18 protein-coding genes and 1 riboswitch are annotated in these 21,439 nt (G+C 67.3%); of the genes, 11 read left to right on the top strand and 7 right to left on the bottom strand.

The annotated features are described in order from the left end of the window. Nucleotides 1–102 precede the first annotated feature (102 nt). Both ACM0PK_RS20415 and ACM0PK_RS20410 read left to right on the top strand, forming a co-directional pair. On the top strand, nt 103–621 hold the full coding sequence (locus tag ACM0PK_RS20415; RefSeq protein WP_005407662.1) for a c-type cytochrome: 519 nt from the start codon (nt 103–105) through the stop codon (nt 619–621). 210 nt (nt 622–831) lie between these two features. After that, nucleotides 832–2,277, top strand: a complete 1,446-nt coding sequence (locus ACM0PK_RS20410; RefSeq protein WP_065178405.1) for an ExeM/NucH family extracellular endonuclease — start codon at nt 832–834, stop codon at nt 2,275–2,277. A gap of 118 nt (nt 2,278–2,395) precedes the next feature. On the opposite strand, the gene ACM0PK_RS20405 is transcribed toward ACM0PK_RS20410, so the two are convergent. After that, nucleotides 2,396–3,253 (bottom strand): EamA family transporter, encoded by an 858-nt coding sequence (locus ACM0PK_RS20405; protein ID WP_414607896.1) that lies wholly within the window; start codon nt 3,251–3,253, stop codon nt 2,396–2,398. A 43-nt stretch (nt 3,254–3,296) separates the two neighbouring features. Between ACM0PK_RS20405 and ACM0PK_RS20400 the strand changes: the two genes are divergently transcribed. The 4 genes from ACM0PK_RS20400 (at nt 3,297) to ACM0PK_RS20385 (ending at nt 9,256) form a co-directional block, all read left to right on the top strand. Next, nucleotides 3,297–3,968, top strand: a complete 672-nt coding sequence (locus ACM0PK_RS20400) for an alpha/beta hydrolase (RefSeq protein WP_134972556.1) — start codon at nt 3,297–3,299, stop codon at nt 3,966–3,968. Then, on the top strand, nt 3,965–5,065 hold the full coding sequence (gene zapE / locus ACM0PK_RS20395) for a cell division protein ZapE (protein ID WP_061480271.1): 1,101 nt from the start codon (nt 3,965–3,967) through the stop codon (nt 5,063–5,065). The genes ACM0PK_RS20400 and zapE overlap by 4 nt, the downstream gene beginning before the upstream one ends. Nucleotides 5,066–5,703: 638 nt before the next feature. Next, on the top strand, nt 5,704–8,106 hold the full coding sequence (locus tag ACM0PK_RS20390; protein WP_111201773.1) for a ribonucleoside-diphosphate reductase subunit alpha: 2,403 nt from the start codon (nt 5,704–5,706) through the stop codon (nt 8,104–8,106). Nucleotides 8,107–8,236: 130 nt separating this feature from the next. Further along, nucleotides 8,237–9,256, top strand: coding sequence for a ribonucleotide-diphosphate reductase subunit beta (locus ACM0PK_RS20385; protein WP_005420683.1), 1,020 nt, complete (start codon nt 8,237–8,239; stop codon nt 9,254–9,256). Nucleotides 9,257–9,395: 139 nt separating this feature from the next. Here ACM0PK_RS20385 and ACM0PK_RS20380 read toward each other — a convergent pair whose 3' ends face one another. Further along, entirely contained in the window at nt 9,396–10,031 is a 636-nt protein-coding gene (locus tag ACM0PK_RS20380) for a LysE family translocator (protein ID WP_111201774.1), read from the bottom strand. 90 nt (nt 10,032–10,121) lie between these two features. Here ACM0PK_RS20380 and ACM0PK_RS20375 point away from each other — a divergent pair, with 90 nt between their 5' ends. From ACM0PK_RS20375 to ACM0PK_RS20365, 3 genes are all read left to right on the top strand, one after another. After that, nucleotides 10,122–10,523, top strand: coding sequence for an acyl-CoA thioesterase (locus ACM0PK_RS20375; RefSeq protein ID WP_021203756.1), 402 nt, complete (start codon nt 10,122–10,124; stop codon nt 10,521–10,523). Nucleotides 10,524–10,566: 43 nt separating this feature from the next. Beyond that, complete coding sequence (locus tag ACM0PK_RS20370) at nt 10,567–11,373, top strand: NAD-dependent protein deacetylase (RefSeq protein WP_111201775.1); 807 nt, start codon at nt 10,567–10,569, stop codon at nt 11,371–11,373. A 159-nt stretch (nt 11,374–11,532) separates the two neighbouring features. Then, entirely contained in the window at nt 11,533–12,633 is a 1,101-nt protein-coding gene (locus tag ACM0PK_RS20365; RefSeq protein WP_111201776.1) for an NADH:flavin oxidoreductase/NADH oxidase, read from the top strand. A gap of 3 nt (nt 12,634–12,636) precedes the next feature. Here ACM0PK_RS20365 and ACM0PK_RS20360 read toward each other — a convergent pair whose 3' ends face one another. Beyond that, the gene (locus tag ACM0PK_RS20360; RefSeq protein WP_111201782.1) at nt 12,637–13,548 is read right to left on the bottom strand and encodes a LysR family transcriptional regulator; all 912 of its coding nucleotides are present in this window, start codon (nt 13,546–13,548) and stop codon (nt 12,637–12,639) included. 114 nt (nt 13,549–13,662) lie between these two features. Between ACM0PK_RS20360 and purU the strand changes: the two genes are divergently transcribed. Then, nucleotides 13,663–14,514 carry a formyltetrahydrofolate deformylase gene (purU, locus tag ACM0PK_RS20355; RefSeq protein WP_414607906.1) on the top strand — a complete coding sequence of 284 codons (852 nt, stop codon included), beginning with the start codon at nt 13,663–13,665 and terminating at the stop codon, nt 14,512–14,514. A 287-nt stretch (nt 14,515–14,801) separates the two neighbouring features. On the opposite strand, the gene pncA is transcribed toward purU, so the two are convergent. The 4 genes from pncA to ACM0PK_RS20335 form a co-directional block, all read right to left on the bottom strand. Beyond that, nucleotides 14,802–15,428 (bottom strand): bifunctional nicotinamidase/pyrazinamidase, encoded by a 627-nt coding sequence (pncA, locus tag ACM0PK_RS20350; RefSeq protein WP_134972659.1) that lies wholly within the window; start codon nt 15,426–15,428, stop codon nt 14,802–14,804. Between the two features lie 55 nt (nt 15,429–15,483). Next, a complete protein-coding gene (locus tag ACM0PK_RS20345; RefSeq protein ID WP_061480745.1) occupies nt 15,484–16,155 on the bottom strand; it encodes an epoxyqueuosine reductase QueH in 672 nt (223 codons plus the stop codon). A 139-nt stretch (nt 16,156–16,294) separates the two neighbouring features. Then, nucleotides 16,295–16,508: riboswitch (cobalamin riboswitch) on the bottom strand. A gap of 93 nt (nt 16,509–16,601) precedes the next feature. Further along, nucleotides 16,602–18,011: a nicotinate phosphoribosyltransferase gene (locus ACM0PK_RS20340; protein ID WP_414607895.1), complete on the bottom strand. Its 1,410-nt coding sequence runs from the start codon at nt 18,009–18,011 to the stop codon at nt 16,602–16,604. Nucleotides 18,012–18,076: 65 nt separating this feature from the next. Next, complete coding sequence (locus ACM0PK_RS20335) at nt 18,077–19,126, bottom strand: bifunctional nicotinamide-nucleotide adenylyltransferase/Nudix hydroxylase (RefSeq protein ID WP_414607894.1); 1,050 nt, start codon at nt 19,124–19,126, stop codon at nt 18,077–18,079. 212 nt (nt 19,127–19,338) lie between these two features. On the opposite strand from ACM0PK_RS20335, the gene ACM0PK_RS20330 reads away from it, so the two are divergent. Then, nucleotides 19,339–21,213 carry a patatin-like phospholipase family protein gene (locus ACM0PK_RS20330; protein WP_414607905.1) on the top strand — a complete coding sequence of 625 codons (1,875 nt, stop codon included), beginning with the start codon at nt 19,339–19,341 and terminating at the stop codon, nt 21,211–21,213. Nucleotides 21,214–21,439: the final 226 nt, after the last annotated feature.

Below are 21,439 nucleotides of genomic sequence, written 5' to 3'. Positions count from 1 at the left end.
AGCAGTGACGCCTGTTGTCGCACGCAAAGTGCGTTCTATACTCGGCCCATCACGCAGTCGCTCAGCCGTGGTCCAACGACTATCAGCCAGGGGTAACGAAGAGTGCGGAATTACGATCTGGAGTTCCTGAAACGCTTCTCCATGGTGATCGCGCTGCTGGCGACCATCACCCTCGGCCTCATTCTCCTTGCCGCCTACATCCACACCCGGATTCCGCCCGAGGTGTCGCCGACCGCGGCCAAACGCACCGAACAGCGCATCTCGCCCACCGGTGCAGTCTATGCCGGCAGCACCGGCGCCGCCGCGCAGGCTGCCGCCAAGGCCGCCGCGCTGGCCAAGGCCGCGTCGCAGGTGGCCTACGGCGGCACCAAGGATGGCAAGGTGATCTTCGACAACCTGTGCACCGCCTGCCACACCACCGGCGTGGGCATGGCACCGACGCTGGACCATTCGCACTGGGACAAGCGCATCGCGCAGGGCAAGGACACGCTCTACAAGCATGCCATCGAGGGCTATACCGGCCCCGACGGCGGCATCATGCCGCCCAAGGGCGGCAACCCGGCCCTGACCGAGGAGCAGATCCACGCCACCGTGGACTGGATGCTGGGCAACCTGAAATAGCCGCCGCAACGCGCCGCTTCCTGTAGAGCCGAGCCCACGCTCGGCTGCTCTGCGCACGGTGTGGCCAGGCGCAGCCGAGCTTGGGCTCGGCTCTACCACCTACCAAGCTTTGCCCACCGAGGCCTGATCGCTCATATGCCCCCGCTGCGCAGGCGGCGTTTCGCATTTCAGGGTTAGTCTGTGCGCCCTCTTCCCAGGAATCGCCCGTCGATGCGCCGCTGCTCCCTCGCCCTTGCCCTGTCCCTGCTGCTGCCGGCCGGCGCCATCGCCCAGGCCCAGCCGCAGGCCACGCCGGTCGCGACGCCGCCCGCTGCGCGCAGCAGCGCCAGCGTGGTGTTGACCGCCGCGCCAGCCGACTGGCGCGCGCTGGATGGACAGCGCGTGCGCATCGCCGCACCGCTCACCCTGGCCGGCACCGATGGCCTGGAGCGCTTCGGCCAGCTCACCGTGGCCTTCGATGGCCGCCTCTGGCAGCCGACCGAAGTGGCCGCGCCGGGTACGGCCGGCTATGAGCAGGTGATGGCCGACAACCAGCGTCGTCGCCTGGTGCTGGACGATGGCAGCGATGCCCGCGATCCGGCCAGCGTGGCCTACCTGCCGGGCAACCCGGTGCTGCGCACTGGCATGCAGCTGCGCAATGTGGAGGGCATCGTGCGCGTGGACGCGCAGGGCCGTCCGCGCCTGCAGGTCGAGGGTGCGCTGAAACTGCCGGAACTCAAGCGCCCCGCAGTGCCGACCGTGCCGGGTAGCCTGCACGTGGCCGCCTTCAACCTGGAGAACTTCTTCAACGGTGATGGCCAGGGCGGCGGCTTCCCGACCCTGCGCGGCGCCCGCACGCTGGACGAGCACAAAGCGCAGGTGGCCAAGCTGGTCGCCACGGTCAACGCGCTGGGCGCCGACGTCGCCGCGCTGATGGAGCTGGAGAACGACGGCTACGGACCGCAGTCGGCCATCGCCGAACTGGTCGATGCGCTCAACCGTGACCGCGGCGCGCAGGGCGACTGGCGCTTCGTCGATGCCGGCAACGGCCCCGGCGACAACCCGATCCGGGTCGGCATCATCTACCGCAGCTCACGCCTGCAGCCGGTCGGCACGCCGGCCACGTTGACCGGCGGCCCGTTCGTCGAGCACAGCCGCGTGCCGCTGGCGCAGGCCTTCCAGGGCAAGCAGGGCGCGCCGTTCGTGGTGGTGGCCAATCACTTCAAGTCGAAGGGCTGCCGCGACGCAAGCGGCGCCGACGCCGACCGCAACGACAACCAGGGTTGCTGGAACGCCACCCGCGTGACCTCGGCGCAGCAGCTGCATGCCTGGCTGCAGACGGATCCGACCGGTACCGGTACAAAGGACGCGGTACTGCTCGGCGATTTCAACGCCTACGCGATGGAAGACCCGATCCGCACCCTGCACGACCTGGGCTGGCAGGACGCGTTCAAGGTCGTCAAGGTCGAGCATCCCTACAGCTACGTCTACAACGGCTACACCGGCCGCCTTGACCACGCGTTGCTCAGCCCGGGCATGGCCAAGCGCCTGCGCGGTGCCGCCGAATGGCACAGCAACGCCGACGAGCAGGACGCCAGCGGTTACCAGGGCCGCAACGTGCAGGGCCCGTGGCGCAGCTCCGACCACGACCCGCTGCTGCTGGGTTTCGACAAATAACCCTCAACGCCGGGGTCGGAGCCCATTCCGTGGGAATGGGATCCGACCCCGGGGCAATGGTCGCGTCAGGGGTCGGATCCCATTCCCACGGAATGGGATCTGACCCCGATGCACATGCTCACCCCCAGGCGATCAAGCCGATCGCCAGCACCGCCAGCGCCAAACCGGCACGGTTCCACTTCGTGGTGGCCTCGCCGAAGGCAAACACGCCCACCAGTGCACCCAGCACCACCACGCCGATGTTCATGCCGGCGAACACGGTGGCCGGGTTGTCCGGCATCGACTGGTGCGCATGCACATAGAACAGGATGTTGCCGCCATTGAGCAGGCCCAGCAGCGCGCCTGCGCCCAGGTTGTGCCAGGCCAGCCGGCTGCGGCCACTGACATGCCGCCACAGCTGCAGGGCCAGCATCAGCACGAAGGCCACGCTGAAGCTGGCCAGCACCGCCGCCATCGACGGCGTGCCCGACAGCGCCACCTGCTTGAGCAGCACGTCCACCACCGCAAACCCACCCCATACGCCCAGCAGCCAGCCCCAGCCGCCGGGCGAGGACGCCACCGCCGGGCCGCGCGGGCGCAGGCTGATCGCCACCATGGCGACCAGGCCCAGCGCCAGGCCGACCAGCTTCCACGGCGTCGCGCTCTGGCCGAAGAACAGGAAGGCGGCAGCCAGTGACAGCAGTAGCGACAGGCGCTGCGCCACATCGCTGCGCACGATGCCGGCCACCGCCACTGCGCGGCCCAGCACCAGGAAGATCGAGGGCAGCACCACCGCCAGCGCCAGCAATGACAGCCACGGCGCATGCGGCGCGCGCAGCGCATCCAGCGGCGGCTGCAGCACCACCGCGGTGAGCGTTGCCGCCACCAGATAGTTCCAGGTGACCATCTGCGCAACATCCAGTTGGCGGCGTCCGGCCACCTTCAACAACACCGAGACCAGCACGCTGCAGATCACGGCCAAAGACAGGTAGAGCATGGGGCGGGCACAGGGCAGGGGCGGGGGACGGTATCATGGTGCCATGCACAAGCCCTCGTTCCCCGTCGCCCCCGGCGAAACCGCCTGTCTCCAACTGGATGGCCCGGCCGGCCCGCTGGAAGTGGTCGTCGACCTGCCCAAGGCCGATGTGCCGGTGCAGCCGATCGTGGCCATTGTCTGCCATCCGCTGTCCACCGAAGGCGGCACCCTGCACAACAAGGTGGTCACCATGACCGCCACCACCCTGCGCGAGCTGGGCATCGCCACGGTGCGCTTCAACTTCCGCAGCGTCGGCGCTTCGGCCGGCACCTTCGATGGCGGCGTGGGCGAGCAGGATGACCTGAAGGCGGTCGCCGCCTGGGTGCGCAGCCAGCGCCCGCACGACCGGCTGTGGCTGGCCGGTTTCAGCTTCGGTTCGTTCGTGTCGCTGAAGGCGGCTGCCGCGCTGCAGCCGGAGGCGCTGATCTCGATCGCGCCACCGGCCGGCCGCTGGGACTTCGATGGCATCGTACCGCCGGCGCGGTGGCTGGTGATCCAGGGCGAGCAGGACGAGATCGTCGACCCGCAGGCTGTCTACCAGTGGCTGGACACGCTGGAGTTCCCGCATGAGCTGGTGCGCATGCCCGAGACCAGCCACTTCTTCCACCGCAAGCTGATCGACCTGCGCGGCGCACTGACCCACGGCGTGAAGCATTGGTTGGGCGCGGCGGCATGAGTGCAACCGAGTTGACCCCGTCGCAGCGGTACGCGGAAGGGGTCGCCCGTGGTGACTGGCAGGACGACCCGGCCCAGCATGCAGCGCTGGCCGAGCTGGACCGCATCCACCTGGGCCTGCTGGACAGTGCCGAGGACGGTTGGCTGGACCGCCTGTCCGCGTTCTGGAAGAAGCCCGAGCCGGTGAAGGGCCTGTACTTCTGGGGCGGCGTCGGCCGCGGCAAGACCTTCCTGGTCGACCTGTTCTACGACGGCCTGCCGATCAAGCAGAAGTACCGCACGCATTTCCACCGCTTCATGCGCAGCGTCCACGAGCGCCTGCGTGAGCACCAGGGGCAGAGCGACCCGCTGGCGAAGATCGCCCAGGAGTGGCGCAGCAACCTGCGCGTGCTGGTGCTGGACGAATTCTTCGTCACCGACATCGGTGATGCGATGCTGCTGGCGCGGCTGCTGGAGCGCCTGTTCGCCGAGGGCGTGACCCTGGTCACCACCTCCAACACCGCGGTGGAGAACCTGTACCTCAACGGCCTGCAGCGCGAGAGCTTCCTGCCGGCCATCGGCCTGTTGCAGCGCTTCTGCGTCGAGCTGTACGCCGAAGGCACCGAGGACTACCGGATGCGCGCGCTGACCCGCTCGCCGGTGTACCGCGCACCGTTGGCCGCCGACAGCGACGACTGGCTGGCCACGCGCTGGAGCGAACTGAGCGGCGGCCAACCGGCCAAGCCCGGCAACATCGAGATCGAGGGCCGCAAGATTCCGGTCCGCGGCCGCGGCAAGAGCATCGCCTGGTTCGATTTCGCCGCGCTGTGCGAGGGCCCGCGCGGGCCCTCGGACTACATCGAGATCGCGCACGAGTTCAACACGGTGCTGCTGGGCGGCATTCCCGCCTTCGATCGCCTGAACGAGGATGCCGCGCGCCGCTTCGTCAACCTGATCGACGAGTTGTACGACCGCCACGTCAACCTGGTCTGCACCGCCAGCACCTCGCCAGTCGAGCTGTACACCGGCCAGCGCCTGCAGGGCGCGTTCGAGCGCACCGCCTCGCGCCTGATCGAGATGCAGAGCGCTGAGTACCTGGGCACCCCGCACCGGGCGTGAGGGTAGTGCCGTTTGTAGAGCCGAGCCCACGCTCGGCTGCTTTTCGGCACATCATTCAAAAGCAGCCGAGCGTGGGCTCGGCTCTACAACAGCACGGCGCGGCTATCGGGTGGGCGCAACCGCGCTCCCAACGGCGCCCATCCGGCCCGGCCGACACATGCGGCCTCGCGTCGCTGCCCGGCGTGTGATCCCGACGTCCACCGGATGCCCACCACCTATCCACAGGGTTGTCCCTAGCCAGTTTCATCACTGTCATGTGAAGCTGTCATTGTTCCGTTTCCGCAGCGCGTTGTACCACCGCAATGACGCCTTTCGGGCTTGACTGCGCAGCCCGTTCCGGCAGGTCTGAAGCGTCTGATCAGGGCGCCGATGGCACGATCCTTGCGGCGCAAGGGATTGCCGAATTTCACTACATTTGGCGTTGACGGACCCCACTACCCCCACTATCTTGTGGCCGTCGGTCGCAGCAACCCCAGGTCTGGGGGCTGGCAGCAATACCTCCCGCGATCGTCAACGGCAGTGGCAGGCGCAGGGTCTCATCCCCTGCGACGCCGTCCTGCCATCCTGGGCCGTCATGTCCCGGGCTGCGTCACCCCGATGCATCGAGCACCCCCAATCACGCCAAGAGGACATACGCCGTGAGCACCGAATCCAGCGCCACCATCGAGAAGGAAAGCGAATTCCTGTTGACGTCGCCGCCGACGGCCAACGCGATGAGTGTGACCAAGCGCAACGGGACCACCGAGCTGGTGGACCTGAACAAGATCGTGCGCGCGGTGCAGCGTTCCTCCGAAGGCCTGCACGCCGTTGACCCGATGCGCGTGGCCACCCGCACCATTTCCGGCCTGTACAACGGCGCCACCACCCGCGAGCTGGACGAACTGTCCATCCGCACCGCCGCCCTGCTGATCGGTGAAGAGCCCGAGTACGGCCGCCTCGCTGCGCGCCTGCTGGCCAACTACATCGCCAAGGAAGTCTCGGGCCAGGAAATCTACGCCTTCTCGCAGTCGGTCAGCCGCGGCCATGAAGTCGGCCTGATCAACGACCGCCTGCTGAACTTCGTGCAGACCAATGCACGCAAGCTCAACGACGCCATCGACGGCGCGTTGGACCTGAACTTCGATTACTTCGGCCTGCGTACCCTGTACGACCGTTACCTGCTGCGCCATCCGCACACCCGCAAGGTGATCGAGACCCCGCAGCAGTTCTTCCTGCGCATCGCCAGCGCGCTGAGCGAGGACGTGTCCGAGACCCTGGCGCTGTACAAGCGCATGGGCAACCTGGACTACCTGCCGTCCAGCCCGACCCTGTTCAACTCCGGCACCACCCACGAGCAGCTGTCCTCGTGCTTCCTGCTGGACTCGCCGCAGGACTCGCTGGAGTCGATCTATGCCAAGTACGGCGACATCGCCCAGCTGTCGAAGTTCTCCGGCGGCATCGGCGTCAGCTACACCCGCGTGCGTTCGCGTGGCTCGCTGATCAAGTCGACCAACGGCCACTCCAACGGCATCGTGCCGTGGCTGAAGACCATGGATTCGTCCGTGGCCGCGGTGAACCAGGGCGGCAAGCGCAAGGGCGCAGCCTGCGTGTACCTGGAAACCTGGCACGCCGACATCGAGGACTTCCTCGAACTGCGTGACAACACCGGTGACGAAGCCCGCCGTGCGCACAACCTGAACCTGGCCAACTGGGTGCCGGACCTGTTCATGAAGCGCGTCGAGGCCGACCAGGAATGGTCGCTGTTCGATCCGCGCGTCGTGCCGGAGTTCACCGACCTGTTTGGCGAAGCCTTCGAGGCTGCCTACCTGCAGGCCGAAGCCCAGGGCAAGGCCAACCGCACCATCTCCGCGCGCAAGCTGTACGCCCGCATGATGCGTACGCTGGCCGAGACCGGCAACGGCTGGATGACCTTCAAGGACAAGTGCAACCGCGCCAGCAACCAGACCCTGCGTCCGGGCAACGTGATCCACCTGTCCAACCTGTGCACCGAAATCCTGGAAGTCACTTCCAACGATGAAACCGCAGTGTGCAACCTGGGTTCGATCAACCTGGGCAACCACTTCGACGAGCACAACGAGTTCGACTTCGAGAAGCTGGCCGAGACCGTGCGCCTGGCCGTGCGCCAGCTCGACCGCGTCATCGACCTGAACTTCTACCCGATCGAAACCGCCCGCCGCGCCAACCTGCGCTGGCGTCCGGTCGGCCTGGGCTGCATGGGCCTGCAGGATGTGTTCTTCCGCAAGCGCCTGCCGTTCGACAGCGCCGAAGCCCGCGCGCTGTCGAAGAAGATCGCCGAAGCGATCTACTTCCACGCGCTGGAAACCTCCTGCGAGCTGGCCCAGGAACGCGGCAAGCACCCGTCGTTCAACGACACCCGTGCCGCCAGCGGCGAACTGCAGTTCGACGCCTGGAACGTGGTGCCGGAAGACACTGCGCGCTGGGATGCCCTGCGTGAGCGCATCAAGGAACACGGCCTGCGCAACTCGCTGATGATCGCGATCGCGCCGACCGCGACCATCGCCTCGATCGCCGGTTGCTACGAGTGCGTCGAGCCGCAGGTGTCCAACCTGTTCAAGCGCGAGACCCTGTCCGGTGACTTCCTGCAGGTCAACCGCTACCTGGTCAACGAGCTGAAGAAGCTGGGCCTGTGGACGCCGGAAATGCGCGATGCCATCAAGCTGGCCGAGGGTTCCATCGCCGGTCTGCCGCAGATCCCGGAAGCGCTGCGCGAGGTCTACCGCACCGCGTGGGAACTGCCGATGCGTTCGCTGATCGACATGGCCGCCGAGCGTGGCGCCTTCATCGACCAGTCGGCCTCGCTCAACCTGTTCATGGAAAGCCCGAACATCGGCGCGATGTCCTCCATGTACATGTACGCCTGGAAGCAGGGCATCAAGACCACCTACTACCTGCGTTCGCGCCCGGCCACCAAGATCGCCAAGACCACGGTGAGTGCCGCCGCACCGGCCAAGGTGTTCAGCCCGGACGAAGCCATCGCCTGCTCGCTGGAAAACCCGGAAGCCTGCGAGGCCTGCCAGTAAAACGCGCCGTGCCGGCCCCGCCGGCACCTCGCACCTGTAGAGCCGAGCCATGCTCGGCTGCAGCACGGAAACACCAAGGTAGCGCCGGGCCATGCCCGGCGTTTTGACCCGAGAATTCAAGGAAACACCCATGGCCGACAAGCCCAAGCAGATGCTGCTCGATCCCGGTTTTGAACTGACCCTGCGCCCGATGCGCTACCCGCAGTTCTATGACATGTACCGGAATGCGATCAAGAACACCTGGACGGTGGAAGAGATCAACTTCCAGATCGACATCACCGACCTGCACAGCAAGATGTCGCCGGGTGAGCGCCACCTGATCCATCGCCTGGTCGCGTTCTTCGCCACCGGCGATTCGATCGTGTCCAACAACCTGGTGCTGAACCTGTACCAGCACCTCAATGCGCCGGAAGCGCGCATGTACCTGTCGCGCCAGCTTTATGAAGAAGCGCTGCACGTGCAGTTCTACCTGACCCTGCTCGACAACTACCTGCCGGATCCGGAAGAGCGCGCCAAGGCGTTCTCGGCGGTGGAGAACATCGACTCGATCAAGAAGAAGGCCGATTTCTGCTTCAAGTGGATCGACTCGATCCAGGACCTGACCCGCATCGAGACCCGCGAACAGCGTCGCCAGTTCCTGCTCAACCAGATCTGCTTCGCCGCCTGCATCGAAGGCCTGTTCTTCTTCGCTGCGTTCGCCTACGTGTACTACTTCCGTTCGCGCGGCCTGCTGCCGGGCCTGGCCTCGGGCACCAACTGGGTGTTCCGCGACGAAAGCGCGCACATGGAGTTCGCCTTCGAATCGGTGCGCGTGGTGCGTGAGGAAGAGCCGGACCTGTTCGACGACGAGATGAAGCAGCAGGTCTACGACATGTTGGCCGAAGCCATCGAATGCGAAGTGCAGTTCGCCGAGGACGTGCTGTCCGGCGGCGTGGCCGGCATCTCGACCCGTGACATGCGCCAGTACCTGCAGCACTGTGCCGATCAGCACTTCGCCAAGCTGGGCATGGAAAAGAAGTACAACGTGCGCAACCCGCTGCCGTTCATGGAACTGCAGGACGTGCAGGAACTGACCAACTTCTTCGAACGCCGCGTCTCGGCCTACCAGGTCGGCGTGCAGGGCGAAGTCGCCTTCGACATGAACTTCTGATCGAACCGGTCAGGCCTGTTGCAACGAAAGACCCCGGCCAATGCCGGGGTTTTTTGTTGCGCGCCTGGCTTTTGTAGAGTCGAGCCGTGCTCGACTGCTGTTCGCAAGAAAGTCGAGCATGGCTCGACTCTACAAAGCGCTAGCGCCGTCCTTCCACCGCCATGCGCACCGCCAGCCCGGCCAGCACCGTACCCATCAGCCAGCGCTGCACGCTCTGCCAGGTGGGGCGCGCGGCCAGGAAGCCGGCGATGCTGCCGGCGGCCAGCGCGATCAGGCCGTTCACGCTGACGCTGACCAGGATCTGGGTGCAGCCCAGCACGATCGACTGCATCAGCACACTGCCTTCGCTGTCCGGATGCAGGAACTGCGGCAGCAGCGACAGGTACATCACCGCCACTTTCGGGTTCAGCAGATTGGTCAGCAAGCCCATCGTGAACAGTCTGCGCGGGCTGTCCTGCGGCAGCTCGCGCACCGCGAACGGCGAACGGCCGCCGGGCTTCAGTGCCTGCCACGCCAGGTACAGCAGGTACAGCGCGCCACCGATGCGCAGCGCCTCATAGGCGAACGGCACGGTCATCAGCAGGGCGGTGATGCCCAGTGCCGCGCACAGCATGTAGAACACGAAGCCCAGCGCCACCCCGCCCAGCGAGATCAGCCCGGCGAGCGGCCCTTGGCAGATCGAGCGCGAGATGACGTAGATCATGTTCGGCCCGGGCGTGAGCACCATGGCCAGCGAAACCAGCGCAAAGGCCAGCAGGTCGGAAAGTGCGGGCATGGGCGGTCCTGGCAGTGGGCGTGGCGCAGTGTAGCGTCGCCTGCACGGGGCCTGGCTTAAAATTGACGGACCCCACACCGAAGCCCCCCCATGACCCCGATCCCCGAGACCGTGCCGCCCACCGAAGTGCGCATGGCCGAAATCGTCTTCCCCAACCACACCAACCACCTCGGCACCCTGTTCGGTGGCCAGGCATTGGCGTGGATGGACAAGGCCGCCTTCCTGGCCGCCGCCCGCTATTCGCGCCGCACCGTGGTGACCGCGCGCAGCGACCAGGTCGACTTCAAGCTGCCGATCCGCATCGGCCAGATGGTGGAAACCATCGGCCGCATCGTCGAAGTCGGGCGCAGCTCGATGAAGGTCGAGGTGGAACTGGTCGCCGAGGACCTGCACAGCGGTGAGCGCAAGCTGTGTACCCGCGGCCACTTCGTGATGATCGCGCTGGACGAGGACGGCCACCCGATCGCGGTGCCGCCGCTGCCGGCCGCCTGAGCCGGCGCTTGCACGGGCGCTGCGGCGCCCCCATCTGGCAGCCATGACCTCGCCGCTGACCGACTTCATCGACCGCGCCCAGCGCCTGTTCGTGCTGACCGGCGCCGGTTGCAGCACCGCCTCGGGCATTCCCGACTATCGCGATACCGACGGCCAGTGGAAACGCACGCCGCCGGTGACCTACCAGGCGTTCATGGGCGAAGCGGGTACCCGCCAGCGCTACTGGGCGCGCAGCCTGCTGGGCTGGCCGCGCTTCGGCCTGGCCCGGCCCAACGGTACCCACCAGGCCCTGGCCGCACTGGAAATCAGCGGCAAGCTGCAGCTGCTGCTGACCCAGAACGTGGACGGCCTGCACCAGCGCGCCGGCAGCCACAAGGTGATCGACCTGCATGGCCGCCTGGACCGGGTGCGCTGCATGAGCTGTGAGCGCCGCAGTGGCCGCGAGGATTTCCAGCAGCGGCTGCTGGAGGCCAATCCGGGCTGGGATGCGCTGGATGCCGGTATCGCGCCCGATGGCGATGCCGATCTGGAGACCGATTTCTCCACGTTCGTGGTGCCCGATTGTCCGTACTGCGGCGGCCTGCTGAAGCCGGATGTGGTGTTCTTCGGCGAGAACGTGCCGCGTGAACGGGTGGCGGCGGTGCACGATCACCTGCAGCAGGCCGACGCCGTGCTGGTGGTGGGCTCGTCACTGATGGTCTATTCCGGCTTCCGCTTCGTGCAGGCGGCCGCGAAGGCAGGGTTGCCGGTAGCGGCGCTGAACCGAGGCCGCACCCGAGCCGACGACCTGCTGTTGTTCAAGGATGAGCGGGACTGCGCTGAAGCGCTGGCCACGTGGGCTGCGCGCTGAGCCGAGCACGGGCTCGGCTCTACCAGGGGCGAGGGCTTCTGTAGAGCCGGGCGCACGCTCGGCTGCTGCAGGTCACGCGAAACAGCGATCCATCCAGATGGTTGATCCGCGAGCCGCGCAGCGGTGCAATACGCACCCCCTACGTCGTTCATCACCGTCTTGAGCCAGCTGTTCTCGCCGATCTCGTTCGGCCCTCTGACCCTGTCCAACCGCATCGTCATCGCGCCGATGTGCCAGTACTCCGCCGAAGACGGTCGCGCCAGCGACTGGCACGCCATGCACCTGGGCAACCTGGCGCAGTCCGGCGCCGGCCTGCTGATCCTGGAAGCCACTGCGGTCGAGCCGCGCGGCCGCATCAGCTGGGCCGACCTGGGCCTGTGGGACGACGGCACCGAGGCCGCGCTGGCACAGGTGCTGGCCAGCGTCCGCCGCTGGTCGCCGATGCCGCTGGGCATCCAGTTGGGCCACGCCGGCCGCAAGGCCTCGGTGAACCGCCCGTGGGACGGCGGCGGCCAGCTACCGGCCGATGATGCGCGTGGCTGGGCCACGGTCGCGCCGTCGCCGCTGCCGTTCCATGCCGCCGATCCGGCACCGCAGGAACTGGACGAGGCCGGCATCGCCGAGGTGATCGCCGCCTTCGCCGCCAGTGCGGTGCGCGCCGAGCGCCTGGGCTTCGAGCTGATCGAGCTGCATGCCGCGCACGGCTACCTGCTGCACCAGTTCCTGTCGCCGCTGAGCAACCGCCGCACCGATGGCTATGGCGGCTCGCTGCCGAACCGCCTGCGCCTGCTCGTGGAAGTGTTCGACGCGGTGCGTGCGGCGGTATCGGACAGGATCGCCGTGGGCGTGCGCATTTCCGCCAGCGACTGGGTCGAGGGTGGCTGGGATCTGGTGCAGAGCGAAGCGCTGGCCCAGGTGCTGGACGCGCGCGGCTGCAACTTCCTGCACGTTTCCAGCGGTGGCCTGGACGAGCGCCAGAAGATCACCGTCGGCCCGGGCTACCAGGTGCCGTTCGCCGCGGCGATCAAGGCCAAGGTACGCATGCCGGTGATCGCGGTGGGCATGATCACCGAACCGGAGCAGGCCGAATCGATCCTGCGCCATCGCCACGCCGATGCGGTAGCGCTGGCACGCGGCATCCTCTACGACCCGCGCTGGCCGTGGCACGCTGCTGCCGCATTGCGCGACAGCGTGGAACCGGCGCCGCAGTACCTGCGCTGCGAGCCGCGCGAGGCGCGTGGCGTGTTCAAGGCGCGCTGAGGCTCACACCCTCCAGGCCGGCGCCATGCCGGCCTGCAGGTGCTCGAACAGCGCGCGGATCTTGGCGGTGAAATCGCGGCGGTCGCTGACGCAGAAGTAGACCTCCATCGGTTCCGGGCGCCACGCGGTGTCGGCGCCGAACACCGCCTGCAGGCGGCCATCGCGCAGGTACGGCTCGGCCACGAATGCGGCGAGCCGGGTGATGCCGGCACCGGTCGCCGCCAGCGTCGCCAGCGCATCGATGTCATCGCAGACCATGCTCGGTGGCAGCGCGGCGTCCACGCGCTGGCCGTCCTTCAGCAGGCCCCAGCGCAGCGGCCGGCCATCGGTGGGGAAGCGGTGCAGCAGCCCGCGATGGCGACCCAGTTCGGCGGGTTCCTGCGGCGTGCCATGGGCCTGCAGGTAGGCTGGCGCGGCACAGAACACGAACGGCACGCGCGCCAGCTGCCGTGCGACGACGCCGTCTTCCAGCTGCGGGCCGATGCGGATGCTGGCATCCACCGCCTCTGGACCATGCTGCACGGCGCGGTCGGTCAGGCGCAGCTCCAGCTGCAGTTGCGGGTAGCGCTGCTGCAGTGACGGCAGCAGCGGTGCCAGCACGTGGCGGCCGAACGCGCTGCTGCTGGCGATGCGCAGGGGCCCGGCCGGTTCGATATCACCGGCAGTGACCCTCGCCTGCGCGCGCGCCAGGTCGCCCTCGATATGGCGCACCTGCGCCAGGTACAGCGCGCCGGCCTCGCTGAGGGCGAGTTGGCGCGTACTCCGGTTCAGCAGCCTTACGCCCAGATGCGCCTCCAGCCGGTGGATGTTCTGGCCGACTGCGGTAGCGCTGATGCCAAGGATGCGGGCCGCGGCGGCAATGCTGCCGGTCTCTGCGGTGCGGGTGAAGCTGCGGATCAATTGCAACAGGTTCATGGCCGACCAGCTTGCCACGGTGATGGCCAAGTATCGCTTGGGACTGAACCAAGCGGTTCGGTTGCATCGGTGATCATCCGGCTGCTGGGCAGGAAGCTGCCCTACACTGTGGCGATGCGCCCCGACTCCATCCTCACCCTGTCCTGCCCCGACCGTACCGGCATCGTCTACCGTGTGTCCGGCCTGTTGTTCGACCACGGCTGCAACATCCTCGACGCCCAGCAGTTCGGTGACGAGGAGAGCGGCCGCTTCTTCCTGCGCGTGCATTTCGACTGCGACGCCGGCCTGCCGCTGGAGACCGTGCATGCCGCGATGGCCAAACTTGCCGAAGGCTTCGGCATGGACTGGCAGCTGCATGACGGCCGCCGCCGGGCACGCCTGCTGGTGCTGGTCAGCAAGCAGGGGCATTGCCTCAACGACCTGCTGTTCCGCGCCCACAGCGGCCAGCTGAAGGTTGACATCGCGGCAGTGGCGTCCAACCACGCCGACTTCGCGCCATTGGCCGCGTCCTACCAGGTACCGTTCCACCACCTGCCGGTGACCTCCGATACGCGTGCGGTGCAGGAGCAGCAGATCATCGACCTGGTCGAGCGTGAGCGCATCGACCTGGTGGTGCTGGCGCGCTACATGCAGATCCTGTCACCCACGCTGTGCCGTGCGCTGGCCGGCCGTGCGATCAACATCCACCACAGCTTCCTGCCCAGCTTCAAGGGCGCGCAGCCGTATCACCAGGCGCACGCGCGCGGGGTCAAGATCATCGGTGCCACCGCGCACTACGTCACCGAGGATCTGGACGAAGGCCCGATCATCGAACAGGACGTGGCCCGCGTCGACCACGCCATGGCGCCGCGCGAGCTGGTGCGGCTGGGCAGCGACACCGAATCGCTGGTGCTGGCGCGCGCCGTTCGCCGCCATGTGGAGCACCGCATCCTGCTCAACGGGCATCGCACGGTGGTGTTCCGGTAATCGCCCATCCCGCGTCCGCCGGGCATGGCCCGGCGCTACCACGGGTGCTATCCGGTAGTGCCGGCCGCTGGCCGGCAACTGTAGAGATCCCGAGGTTGCCGGCCAGCGGCCGGCACTACCGAATCCTGATTTCATCCAATGAAAAGCCCCCGGTTCGGCCGTCCCGCGATCTGTAGGGGGGCGTAGTTAGGGGGCTGGATGAATCGATTGTGTTGTTGTGGGCAGGAGCGCGCAAGCGGCATAAGCGACGTGCGCGGTAGCGCCGGGCCATGCCCGGCGGTCACGCCTCAGACGATCGCGATCCCCGCCTTGCCCAGCGCTTCGCGCACCATCGCGTCGTTGGCTTCGGTCACCGGCCGGGTCAGGTCCCACAGGAACTTCACCCGGAAGCCGGATTTGACCGCGTCCTGCGCGCTCCACAGCACGCAGTAGTCGCGTGCCAGGCCGCACACGTGCACTTCGCGGATGCGGCGCTCATGCAGCCAGCCGGCCAGGCCGGTAGCCGGGCGTTCGCCATCGGGGCCATGGTTCTCGCGGAAGGCGCTGTACGAATCCACCTGTGGGCGGGTGCCCTTGCGCAGGATCAGGTCGGCCACGGTCCAGTCCACGCCCGGGTGCAGCGCGGCGCCATCGCTGCCCTGTACGCAATGGTCGGGCCACAGGGTCTGTGGCTGCGCGTGCAGCAGGATGGTCTCGAACGGTCGCTTGCCGGGGTGCTGGCTGGCGAACGAGGCGTGGTCGGCCGGGTGCCAGTCCTGGGTCGCCACCACGGTGCGGTAGCGGCGCTGCGCCAACAGATCGGCAATCGGTGCCACCAGCGCATCGCCCTGGTCGCAGGCCAGCGCACCGCCCGGCATGAAGTCCGGCTGCAGGTCGATCACCAGCAGGGCGACATCGGCGGGCAGGGCAGTCATGGCAGATCCACTACATCAGAAGGGGCGACCAGCGTGGCCGCCCCGGCGGCACAGGTCAATCGCCCTGCGGCGCCTCAGCGTCCTGCCCGTAGTACAGCAGGCCGATCCGGATCCGCTCGCGGCCGTTCTCACGGCGATGGCGGTTGGCATCGCGCAGCGAGTACACGCAGCCGCAGTACTCCTGCTGGTAGAACTGCTCGCGCTTGCTGATCTCGATCATGCGGCTGGCACCGCCGCCCTTGCGCCAGTTGTAGTCCCAGTACTGCAGGCCCTCGTAGCGCGACGCGGCACGGATGCCGCAGTCGTTGATCTGCGCCATGTTCTTCCAGCGCGAAATACCCAGCGACGAACTGATGGTGTCGTAGCCGTGTTCGTGCGCGTACAGCGCGGTGCGCTCGAAACGCATATCGAAGCACATCGTGCAGCGGATGCCGCGCTCGGGCTCGTTTTCCATGCCACGCGCACGGCTGAACCAGTTGTCGGTGTCGTAGTCGCAGTCGATGAACGGAATGCCGTGCTGCTCGGCGAAGCGGATGTTCTCCTGCTTGCGCAGCTCGTACTCCTTCACCGGGTGGATGTTGGGGTTGTAGAAGAAGATCGCGTAGTCGATCCCGGAAGCGGTGATCGCCTCCATCACTTCGCCCGAGCACGGCGCGCAGCACGAATGCAGCAGCAGGCGCTTGCCATCGGCGGGCAGGGTCAGGGTGGGGCGTTGGAACTCGGTCATCGTGGCGTGCGTCAGGGCGTGGGAGCGGTCTGGTCGGTTACCGTGAACAGGACGCGCGCGGCCACGCCGCCTGCACATGCAGGCTGGTGATGGCCCCGGCACCCTCCCCGCGGAGAGTCCAGGTCGAATCAGGGGACGGTCGTGTCCCCCGGCCGGGGCCGGTATTCGGGCTGATGGACACGGGCCGCAGCCCACCTACTCCCTGCCGCTTCCCAGGCGCGAGCCCAGTGCTGTTGGCAGGATTCGTTTCCATTCACCGCTGCGGGGCAGCTCCGGAATGGGCGCACGAAGCGCCTTCACCGGATTCCCGTTTAACTCCCTGCCGCCATCCAGCCACGGCAGGGATACCTTCGGCGTGTGCAAGGTGGACCTGTTGGTGGCGCCGGTCAAGAGCGCAGGGTCGGAGCCCGTTGCGTGGCAACGGGCGCTGGCCCCGGGATACGCGGTCAATGCCCCGCCGCAGCCCGCGTGCGGATCTCATCCAAGCGCTGGTCGTGCAGCAGGCGCCCGTTCTCCCACACGGTCACCATCGCATCCTCGAAGCCGGTCGGCAGCGTCTCGTCACCGCTGGGAGGCAACGCCACCGTGTGCAGGCTGCCGTCATCCAGGCGCCGCAGCAGGCGCATGCGGCCACGCTTGCTGATCTTGCCGGCATCGGTGACCGGGTCCTTGTAGACGTCGATCCACGCACCGTCGACCCGTGCCGCCGAGCACTTCAGCGCGAACTTCTGCGTGTCGCGGTCCAGTCGTTGCAGCAGGGCGCCGCCCATGCCGAAGGCCACGTTGTCGGCCGAATAGCCGTCGCCGGTGATGCGCTGCAGGATGGCGCGGATCGTATCCGGGTTGATGCCATCGCCCTGGATCACCCGCACGTGGTTGAGTACGCGGTAGCCCTTGCCGTTGAGGGTGTGGCCGAACGCTTCATCCAGCCGGCGCAGGCTTTCGGCCACCACGTCCACCGGGTCACCCGAGTCGGGGCGGATGACCAGGGTGGCGCCCGAAGCGATCACTTCATCACGCAGCGTCGTGCCCCAGTGCTCACTGATCGCGCGGTAGATGTCATAGCTGTCCGACACCACTGCCACGATCGCGCCCGGCTTGCCGAACTGGCGCAGCATGTTGCGGTAGGCGTCCACTTCGCGCTCGCGGCCCCAGCTGGTGATGGTGCTGTGCTCGGCGGCAGGAATCGAATAACCGGCCATTGGCGCGTGATAGTGCGCGCGGGCCAGGCACAGGGCCGATACGGTGTCGGTGCCGAGGAAGTTGACCAGGTGTGCGGCACCGCCCAGCGCGGCCGATTCGAGGCTCGATACACCGCGGGCGCCGAAGTCGTGCAGCTTGAACGGCAGCTGCCCCTGCGGATCGTCGCTGGTCTGCTGCAGGAACGCAGCAATGGTCTGCCGTGCATGCCAGCTGATGGTGGCCACGGTGACCGGGTACCACACGCGCAGCAGCAGTGTCTCCAGGTACGACGGCACCCAGAATGCAGCCGGGTCGGTCGACTCGACGGTCATCAGTGCCTGGTGGGTGGGTACCACGCTGCCCTCGGGCACGGCACGGATGCGCACCGGCAGGTGGCCGCCGCGCCGATCGACGATATCGCGCCAGCCGGCTTCGTTGAACGGCTCGCCATGGGCGGCGAATACCGCAGCAGCGTCGTCGATGTCGGCGTGGGTGACCGGCCGTGCCAGGGCGTCCTTGAGGATCGCCTGCAGGCCGAAGAACACCGTGCGATCGTGCAGGCCGCCACGTGATTCCACGTAGAAGAACGTGGCATCGGTACCCGGCGGGTACTGCAGCCAATGGCTGGCCTTGTAGCTGTCGGTGTTGAGGAGAAGGTTATCGAGGTAGTGCATGACGGAAGCTCCTTCGCGTCGAGTGACACCAGCGGTCTATCCGCCGGTGGGGAGAGCCGGGCAGGTCAGCCGCGGCCGAGGAAATACTCCAGGATGTGCAGGTGGTCTTCGAACAATTGCGGGCCCATGTCCAACGCCTCACTCACCGGTATCCAGCGCGCCTTGTCGGCGTCGTCGCCACCGCGCACCGGCGGCAGGTCGCCGGCCGGGAATTCGAAGTGGAAACCGTGGGTGATGGTGCGGCCGCGCTGGCTGCGGTCGGGGTGGTCGAATACCTGCTGGCCCTTCAGCGAACCCTTCAGCACCGGCAGCGGAATCTTCAGACGGGTTTCCTCGCGCAGTTCGCGCAGGCAACTGTCCAGCAGGCTCTGCTCCTGGCCAACGAAACCGCCGGGCAGCGCCCACAGGCCCTTGCCGGGCTCCGAACGGCGCCGTACCAGCAGCACGTGGCCCGAATGCACCACCACCGCATCGGTGGTGACGAAGGTGGGCGCGTAGGGCGCATCCTTCCAGGCGGCCTTGTACTGTTCGATGAAGCGGTACTCGGCCACCAGCTGGGCATACGCAGGCGCGCTTTTGCGGAACGCTTCGAGCATGTCGTACACCGGCGCCGGCACATTGCCACGCAGCATCAGCAGCGCGCCGTGGAAGTCGACGTCGCCGGCTTCGAACAGGTAGCGCCGCAGCTCGGTGGCCGACAGGGTGGCGGTGTGCTGCACGTCCACCAGCGGCCATTGCGGGAACTCCCGCAGGTAGTAGCTGGAGGCATCCTTGTCCATGCCGATCAGGCCCACCTTTGCATCGGCGGCGGCACCGTCGTTGCGCAGGGCGTCGGCCACCTGGCGCTGCACATTGGCGATCCACTGTGCTTCGTTGTACAGGTGGTCACGCAGCGGGCGGATCAGCAGGCGGTCGGTGTGGCGATCGAGGGCGGCCTGGATCATCACGGCGCGTTCGGCCACGGTCCAGGGATTGCGGAGGCTGCGGGGGGTATCGGCAGAGCCGACCAGGAAGATCAGCTTGCGGGCCCGGCTCAGGGCCAGGCGGGCAACGGCGGCGTGGCCGTTGTGGAAGGGCTCGAATCGCCCGATGAAGACGAGATAGTCGAATTCCATGAGAATCCCTCATGTCGTTGTGGCAGCCGCGGGTCTGTCCCTTGGCTTGCTGCAGATGCTACGCCGATGGTGGAGCCGGTCAAGCCTGCAGGCCTGCCATCTGCTGAACGCCGCAGATTCCTGCCCGGACGGCGGTGGTGTTCTCAGGCCCTGAGAAGCCGCTGCGCCATACTGGCATCCACGCGGCGGACGGTAAGCTCGGGGGCAAGACGGTGGCGGACAAGTACTGCGATCTGGTCATGAAAGGCGGCATCACCAGCGGCATCGTGTACCCCAATGCGGTACTGGCGCTGGCACGCGAGTATCGGTTCAAGAGCATCGGCGGCACCTCTGCCGGCGCCATCGCTGCGGCGGTGGCGGCTGCGGCGGCGTACGGTGATCGCCGCCAGCAGGCCGGCGAGCACCTGCCCGGTGATGCCGGTTATGGCGGGCTGTCGGCGGTGTCGGCGCAGTTGTCGCGGCGCGGGTTCATCTACAGCCTGTTCCAACCGGCGCGGGGCGCGCGCGCGGCCTATCGGCTGCTGGTGGTGCTGACCGGCAATGCAGGCCTGCCGCACAAGCTGCTGTGCCTGGCGGTGGCGGTATTCGAGATCGCACCGCTGGAAGTGCTGGTGTCGCTGGCGCTGCTGCTCGGTCTGGGCGGGTGGGGCGGTGGCTGGAGCGGCGTGGCCGCGACGCTGCTGCCGTCGCTGTTGTGCGCCTACGGTGCAGGCGTGGCCGGAGCCGCGCTGCGCGTGGCGCGCGTGGCCCGGCGCAACCTGCTGGGCCTGTGCAGTGGCCTCGGTCGCGATGCACGTAAACCGGCATTGACCGAGTGGCTGCATGAATGCCTGCAGCAGTTGTCCGGCAAGCCGCTGGATGCACCGCTGACCTTTGCCGACCTGCATGACGCGCCGCGCTATGCCGGCGAACCGGACAGCCCGCATGCGATCAGCCTGCAGATGATCACCACCTGCGTATCGCACAACGAACCACGCACACTGCCGCTGGGCGGCGCGCAGTTCTGGTTCCTGCGCGAGGAGTTCGAGCAGTTGTTCCCCGCCAGCGTGGTGCAGTGGCTGGTGTCGCAGGCCGGCCCGCCGCTGGAGGTGGAAGGGCGCCGGTACTACCACCTGCCGCAGGGTCCGAAGCTGCCGGTGCTGGTGGCCACGCGCATGAGCCTGAGCTTCCCGTTGCTGATCAGCGCGGTGCCGCTGCATGAGCCCTCGCGCCGCGAACGCCGCTGCGAACCCACTGCACCTGCCGCCGATCAGGAACACAACGTGGCCGACAGCATGGAAGGGCTGACCAGCGCCGGGCAGACCTGCGGCCCGGTGATTACCGCGTTCCGCATCTGCTGGTTCTCCGATGGTGGCATCAGCAGCAACTTCCCGATCCATCTGTTTGATGCCGCGCTACCGCGCTGGCCGACCTTCGCCATCAACCTGGTCTACCCGCAGCATGCCGAGGACGTGGGCCGTGGCAGTGATGGCCGACAGGCGCTGGAACGTGCCGTGTTCCTGCCCACCGAAAACCGCCACGGTTGGCAACGGCATTACCAGTCCATTGCCACGCCGCTCGCCGCAGCCGAGCTGGGGCGCTTCCTGTTCGCAGTCGTGGCGACCATGCAGAACTGGCGTGACCTGCTGCAGGCGCGCGCGCCGGGTTACCGCGACCGTATCGTGCACGTCAGCCTGCAGGGCGACGAAGGCGGCATGAACCTGGACATGCCGCAGGAGGTGCTGACCCGCATCGCCGACAAGGGCAGCCTGGCGGGTGCGCGCTTCTGTTCGTTCTCGTTCGGGAACCACTACTGGATCCGCTGGCGCAACCTGGCCTCGGCCTATCAGCGCTACACGTTGGAAGTGGCGCGTACCGACGACCCGGCGCAGCAGGTGCTGGCCTACCGCGCGGCGTACTCGATGGTTGCCCGTGGCGAGCCGGCACCGCCGTCGTACAAGCTGGGCTCGGAAGACAAGCGTCGCGGCTCGCAGCAGCTGTGGGCGCAGATGGTCGAGCAGGGCCGCGCCTGGGAAGACCTTGGCCCGGACCTGACCGACGGCGCACCGCGCCCGCTGCCGCAGATGAAGGTGACGCCGATCTACTGACCCGGTAGTAGATCCACGCCATGCGTGGATGAACGTCCATCGAAATCGAATATTTCGAACATTCATCGAAGAGCATCCACGCATGGCGTGGATCTACCGTGTCGACCAAGGTCGACACCTACCAGAGCAATACGTCGTTCCGACAGATGGAAGGAAACTGTCGAAGGCGGGGTGGTGTCGGATTGCGGGGTGTCCGCGGCATGGATGCCGCGGCCAAGCCCCCAGG

It is taken from the genome of Stenotrophomonas sp. FR010, from assembly GCF_047520755.2.
In the GTDB taxonomy this organism is placed as follows: domain Bacteria; phylum Pseudomonadota; class Gammaproteobacteria; order Xanthomonadales; family Xanthomonadaceae; genus Stenotrophomonas; species Stenotrophomonas sepilia.
This window is presented reverse-complemented; position numbering and strand designations above follow the sequence as displayed.

Bases quoted from the DNA above. Each gene is read 5' to 3' on its own strand.
- zapE (WP_061480271.1), top strand. From the start codon at position 3,965: ATGAGTGCAACCGAGTTGACCCCGTCGCAGCGGTACGCGGAAGGGGTC.
- ACM0PK_RS20380 (WP_111201774.1), bottom strand. From the start codon at position 10,031: ATGCCCGCACTTTCCGACCTGCTGGCCTTTGCGCTGGTTTCGCTGGCC.
- ACM0PK_RS20375 (WP_021203756.1), top strand. From the start codon at position 10,122: ATGACCCCGATCCCCGAGACCGTGCCGCCCACCGAAGTGCGCATGGCC.
- ACM0PK_RS20345 (WP_061480745.1), bottom strand. From the start codon at position 16,155: ATGACCGAGTTCCAACGCCCCACCCTGACCCTGCCCGCCGATGGCAAG.
- ACM0PK_RS20410 (WP_065178405.1), top strand. From the start codon at position 832: ATGCGCCGCTGCTCCCTCGCCCTTGCCCTGTCCCTGCTGCTGCCGGCC.
- ACM0PK_RS20400 (WP_134972556.1), top strand. From the start codon at position 3,297: ATGCACAAGCCCTCGTTCCCCGTCGCCCCCGGCGAAACCGCCTGTCTC.
- ACM0PK_RS20335 (WP_414607894.1), bottom strand. From the start codon at position 19,126: ATGGAATTCGACTATCTCGTCTTCATCGGGCGATTCGAGCCCTTCCAC.
- ACM0PK_RS20360 (WP_111201782.1), bottom strand. From the start codon at position 13,548: ATGAACCTGTTGCAATTGATCCGCAGCTTCACCCGCACCGCAGAGACC.
- purU (WP_414607906.1), top strand. From the start codon at position 13,663: ATGCGCCCCGACTCCATCCTCACCCTGTCCTGCCCCGACCGTACCGGC.
- ACM0PK_RS20370 (WP_111201775.1), top strand. From the start codon at position 10,567: ATGACCTCGCCGCTGACCGACTTCATCGACCGCGCCCAGCGCCTGTTC.
- ACM0PK_RS20340 (WP_414607895.1), bottom strand. From the start codon at position 18,011: ATGCACTACCTCGATAACCTTCTCCTCAACACCGACAGCTACAAGGCC.
- ACM0PK_RS20385 (WP_005420683.1), top strand. From the start codon at position 8,237: ATGGCCGACAAGCCCAAGCAGATGCTGCTCGATCCCGGTTTTGAACTG.
- pncA (WP_134972659.1), bottom strand. From the start codon at position 15,428: ATGACTGCCCTGCCCGCCGATGTCGCCCTGCTGGTGATCGACCTGCAG.
- ACM0PK_RS20405 (WP_414607896.1), bottom strand. From the start codon at position 3,253: ATGCTCTACCTGTCTTTGGCCGTGATCTGCAGCGTGCTGGTCTCGGTG.